Raw genomic sequence first — 5,449 nt, 5'->3', positions numbered from 1 at the left:
AAAAACCCGCCATAATAGGCGGCTCACCTCGACGGAAACGACGGGGTCACGAAGGAAGGCGCTGAGGCCGACTTCGAAGCTCTTTGACAGTGTGCGCAGGTGACTTGTGTGGGCGCCTGCAGGAAGGACTAGCTGTCCATCTTGCAGACGTTCGATTCATGAGCATCTTGTCAATTGTAGAAATGCAAGCGATACGTAAAGCTTGTGATCGAGCTCTGCAGCTAAATGTTTTTGCCTTCGGGCAATGCAGTTTTAAGTGAAGAGTTTGATCCTGGCTCAGAGTGAACGCTGGCGGTAGGCCTAACACATGCAAGTCGAACGGCAGCACAGGAGAGCTTGCTCTCTGGGTGGCGAGTGGCGGACGGGTGAGGAATACATCGGAATCTACCTTTTCGTGGGGGATAACGTAGGGAAACTTACGCTAATACCGCATACGACCTACGGGTGAAAGTGGGGGACCGCAAGGCCTCACGCGATTAGATGAGCCGATGTCCGATTAGCTAGTTGGCGGGGTAATGGCCCACCAAGGCGACGATCGGTAGCTGGTCTGAGAGGATGATCAGCCACACTGGAACTGAGACACGGTCCAGACTCCTACGGGAGGCAGCAGTGGGGAATATTGGACAATGGGCGCAAGCCTGATCCAGCCATACCGCGTGGGTGAAGAAGGCCTTCGGGTTGTAAAGCCCTTTTGTTGGGAAAGAAATCCTATCGGTTAATAACCGGTGGGGATGACGGTACCCAAAGAATAAGCACCGGCTAACTTCGTGCCAGCAGCCGCGGTAATACGAAGGGTGCAAGCGTTACTCGGAATTACTGGGCGTAAAGCGTGCGTAGGTGGTGGTTTAAGTCTGCTGTGAAAGCCCTGGGCTCAACCTGGGAATTGCAGTGGATACTGGATCACTAGAGTGTGGTAGAGGGATGCGGAATTTCTGGTGTAGCAGTGAAATGCGTAGAGATCAGAAGGAACATCCGTGGCGAAGGCGGCATCCTGGGCCAACACTGACACTGAGGCACGAAAGCGTGGGGAGCAAACAGGATTAGATACCCTGGTAGTCCACGCCCTAAACGATGCGAACTGGATGTTGGGTGCAACTTGGCACCCAGTATCGAAGCTAACGCGTTAAGTTCGCCGCCTGGGGAGTACGGTCGCAAGACTGAAACTCAAAGGAATTGACGGGGGCCCGCACAAGCGGTGGAGTATGTGGTTTAATTCGATGCAACGCGAAGAACCTTACCTGGTCTTGACATCCACGGAACTTTCCAGAGATGGATTGGTGCCTTCGGGAACCGTGAGACAGGTGCTGCATGGCTGTCGTCAGCTCGTGTCGTGAGATGTTGGGTTAAGTCCCGCAACGAGCGCAACCCTTGTCCTTAGTTGCCAGCACGTAATGGTGGGAACTCTAAGGAGACCGCCGGTGACAAACCGGAGGAAGGTGGGGATGACGTCAAGTCATCATGGCCCTTACGACCAGGGCTACACACGTACTACAATGGTAGGGACAGAGGGCTGCAAACCCGCGAGGGTGAGCCAATCCCAGAAACCCTATCTCAGTCCGGATTGGAGTCTGCAACTCGACTCCATGAAGTCGGAATCGCTAGTAATCGCAGATCAGCATTGCTGCGGTGAATACGTTCCCGGGCCTTGTACACACCGCCCGTCACACCATGGGAGTTTGTTGCACCAGAAGCAGGTAGCTTAACCTTCGGGAGGGCGCTTGCCACGGTGTGGCCGATGACTGGGGTGAAGTCGTAACAAGGTAGCCGTATCGGAAGGTGCGGCTGGATCACCTCCTTTTGAGCATGACAAGCGCTTCTTGTCAGGCGCCCACACAAGACACCTGCATTTTTCAGAGTAAGCCCGTACAACGGGGCCTTAGCTCAGCTGGGAGAGCACCTGCTTTGCAAGCAGGGGGTCGTCGGTTCGATCCCGACAGGCTCCACCACTGAGAACGACTTTTGGGTCTGTAGCTCAGGTGGTTAGAGCGCACCCCTGATAAGGGTGAGGTCGGTGGTTCGAGTCCTCCCAGACCCACCAAAACCAGGCTGGCTATTACTTCTGAAACCTGCAATCGCACACTAAAAGATTATTTTGAAACGGATCGGCGCTGAAGCCGGCTTCGTGTTCTTTAACAACTTGTGACGTAGCGAGCGTTTTAGATTTTCATCTAGACGTGTCGTTGAGGCTAAGGCGGGGACTTCGAGTCCCTAATAAATTGAGTCGTATGTTCGCGTTAATGGCTTTGTACCCCATTAACACGGCATGTAACTCCGAGGCGACTTGGGGTTATATGGTCAAGCGAATAAGCGCACACGGTGGATGCCTTGGCGGTCAGAGGCGATGAAGGACGTGGCAGCCTGCGAAAAGTGCGGGGGAGCTGGCAACAAGCATTGATCCCGTAATGTCCGAATGGGGAAACCCACTGCTTCGGCAGTATCCTGCAGTGAATACATAGCTGCTGGAAGCAAACCCGGTGAACTGAAATATCTAAGTAACCGGAGGAAAAGAAATCAACCGAGATTCCCTGAGTAGTGACGAGCGAACGGGGACCAGCCCTTAAGCTGGATTGGTTTTAGAAGAACAGTCTGGAAAGACTGGCCATAGACGGTGACAGCCCGGTATTCGAAAAGACCTTTTCAGTGAAGACGAGTAAGGCGGGGCACGAGAAACCCTGTCTGAACATGGGGGGACCATCCTCCAAGGCTAAATACTCCTGACCGACCGATAGTGAACCAGTACCGTGAGGGAAAGGCGAAAAGAACCCCGGAGAGGGGAGTGAAATAGATCCTGAAACCGTGTGCGTACAAGCAGTAGGAGCCCGCAAGGGTGACTGCGTACCTTTTGTATAATGGGTCAGCGACTTACTGTTCGTGGCAAGCTTAACCGTATAGGGGAGGCGAAGGGAAACCGAGTCTGATAAGGGCGCATAGTCGCGGGCAGTAGACCCGAAACCGGGTGATCTAGTCATGCCCAGGGTGAAGGTGCCGTAACAGGTACTGGAGGCCCGAACCCACTCCCGTTGCAAAGGTAGGGGATGAGGTGTGATTAGGAGTGAAAAGCTAATCGAACCCGGAGATAGCTGGTTCTCCTCGAAAGCTATTTAGGTAGCGCCTCGTATGAATCTTCTTGGGGGTAGAGCACTGTTATGGCTAGCGGGACATCGCGTCTTAGCAAACCATGGCAAACTCCGAATACCAAGACAGAATGTACGGGAGACACACGGCGGGTGCTAACGTCCGTCGTGAAAAGGGAAACAACCCAGACCCACAGCTAAGGTCCCAAATTTCGTGCTAAGTGGAAAACGATGTGGAAAGGCACAGACAGCCAGGAGGTTGGCTTAGAAGCAGCCACCCTTTAAAGAAAGCGTAATAGCTCACTGGTCGAGTCGGTCTGCGCGGAAGATTTAACGGGGCTAAGCACGAAACCGAAGCTTGGGGTGCATAACTTTGTTATGCGCGGTAGAGGAGCGTTCCGTAAGCCGGTGAAGGTGACTTGAGAAGGTTGCTGGAGGTATCGGAAGTGCGAATGCTGACATGAGTAACGATAATGCGGGTGAAAAGCCCGCACGCCGAAAGCCCAAGGTTTCCTTGCGCAACGTTAATCGACGCAGGGTTAGTCGGTCCCTAAGGCGAGGGCGAAAGCCGTAGTCGATGGGAAGCAGGTTAATATTCCTGCACCTCGCGTGAGTGCGATGGAGGGACGGAGAAGGTTAGGTGTACCGGGCGTTGGTTGTCCCGGGGAAAGGCGGTAGGTTTGGATCTTTGGCAAATCCGGGATCCTTTAAGACCGAGCACCGAGACGAGTCCTTTAGGACGAAGTCACTGATACCACGCTTCCAGGAAAAGCTCCTAAGCTTCAGCTCACGCAGACCGTACCGTAAACCGACACAGGTGGGTAGGATGAGAATTCTCAGGCGCTTGAGAGAACTCGGGTGAAGGAACTAGGCAACATGGCACCGTAACTTCGGGAGAAGGTGCACCCTCTTTGGTGGCCCATGCGGGCTATAGCTGAGGGGGGTCGCAGAAACCAGGCCGCTGCGACTGTTTATCAAAAACACAGCACTCTGCAAACACGAAAGTGGACGTATAGGGTGTGACGCCTGCCCGGTGCTGGAAGGTTAATTGATGGGGTCAGCCGCAAGGCGAAGCTCTTGATCGAAGCCCCAGTAAACGGCGGCCGTAACTATAACGGTCCTAAGGTAGCGAAATTCCTTGTCGGGTAAGTTCCGACCTGCACGAATGGCGTAACGACAGCGGCGCTGTCTCCACCCGAGACTCAGTGAAATTGAAATCGCTGTGAAGATGCAGCGTTCCCGTGGCAAGACGGAAAGACCCCGTGAACCTTTACTATAGCTTTACATTGAACGTTGAGTTCGTCTGTGTAGGATAGGTGGGAGGCTATGAAACCGAGGCGCTAGCTTCGGTGGAGCCATCCTTGAAATACCACCCTGATGTGCTTGACGTTCTAACCTAGGTCCGTAATCCGGATCGGGGACCATGTATGGTGGGTAGTTTGACTGGGGCGGTCTCCTCCCAAAGAGTAACGGAGGAGCTCGAAGGTACGCTCAGCGCGGTCGGACATCGCGCACTGTGTGCAAAGGCATAAGCGTGCTTGACTGCGAGATCGACGGATCAAGCAGGTACGAAAGTAGGACTTAGTGATCCGGTGGTTCTGTATGGAAGGGCCATCGCTCAACGGATAAAAGGTACTCCGGGGATAACAGGCTGATACCGCCCAAGAGTTCATATCGACGGCGGTGTTTGGCACCTCGATGTCGGCTCATCACATCCTGGGGCTGTAGTCGGTCCCAAGGGTATGGCTGTTCGCCATTTAAAGTGGTACGCGAGCTGGGTTCAGAACGTCGTGAGACAGTTCGGTCCCTATCTGCCATGGGCGTTGGAGATTTGAGAGGGGCTGCTCCTAGTACGAGAGGACCGGAGTGGACGAACCTCTGGTGTTCCGGTTGTCACGCCAGTGGCATTGCCGGGTAGCTATGTTCGGAAGCGATAACCGCTGAAAGCATCTAAGCGGGAAGCGCGCCTCAAGATGAGATCTCCCGGGGCACAAGCCCCCTAAAGGAACCATCAAGACTAGGTGGTTGATAGGTCAGGTGTGTAAGTGGGGCAACCCATTGAGCTAACTGATACTAATGATCCGTGCGGCTTGACCATATAACCTCAAGTGGCCTTGGACTCGACGATATCGTCAGAGAAAATCCAATGCCCGCTACGTCACAAGACCCTATGAGAGATTGGCGCCTTAATCCGTTCCCTGGATGGCGACGCTCCAACCCTCTCCCTGGTGAAATTAGCGCTGTGGTCCCACCCGTTCCCATCCCGAACACGGAAGTGAAACGCAGCCGCGCCGATGGTAGTGTGGCTTAAGCCATGCAAGAGTAGGTCATCGCCAGGGGCTTTACCCAAAAACCCCCGTCCGACAGGACGGGGG

2 tRNA genes and 3 rRNA genes are annotated in these 5,449 nt (G+C 54.2%); all 5 read left to right on the top strand.

The features are described from left to right. Nucleotides 1-253 precede the first annotated feature (253 nt). The 5 genes from AC04MD_RS20195 to rrf all read left to right on the top strand — a co-directional run bounded on the left by AC04MD_RS20195 (nt 254) and on the right by rrf (nt 5,413). Nucleotides 254-1,798: ribosomal RNA gene (locus AC04MD_RS20195) — 16S ribosomal RNA — on the top strand. A 72-nt stretch (nt 1,799-1,870) separates the two neighbouring features. Next, a tRNA-Ala gene (locus AC04MD_RS20190) sits at nt 1,871-1,946 on the top strand. A 15-nt stretch (nt 1,947-1,961) separates the two neighbouring features. Next, nucleotides 1,962-2,038 (top strand) — tRNA-Ile (locus AC04MD_RS20185). A 255-nt stretch (nt 2,039-2,293) separates the two neighbouring features. Further along, nucleotides 2,294-5,172: ribosomal RNA gene (locus AC04MD_RS20180) — 23S ribosomal RNA — on the top strand. A gap of 126 nt (nt 5,173-5,298) precedes the next feature. Then, a 5S ribosomal RNA gene (gene rrf, locus AC04MD_RS20175) occupies nt 5,299-5,413 on the top strand. The 16S, 23S and 5S rRNA genes sit together here with 2 tRNA genes alongside, the layout of an rRNA operon. Nucleotides 5,414-5,449 lie beyond the last annotated feature (36 nt).

It is taken from the genome of Pseudoxanthomonas sp. LjRoot206 (genome assembly GCF_056175725.1).
The sequence above is the reverse complement of the archived record's forward strand: the minus strand, read 5'-3'. Positions and strand labels throughout refer to the sequence as shown.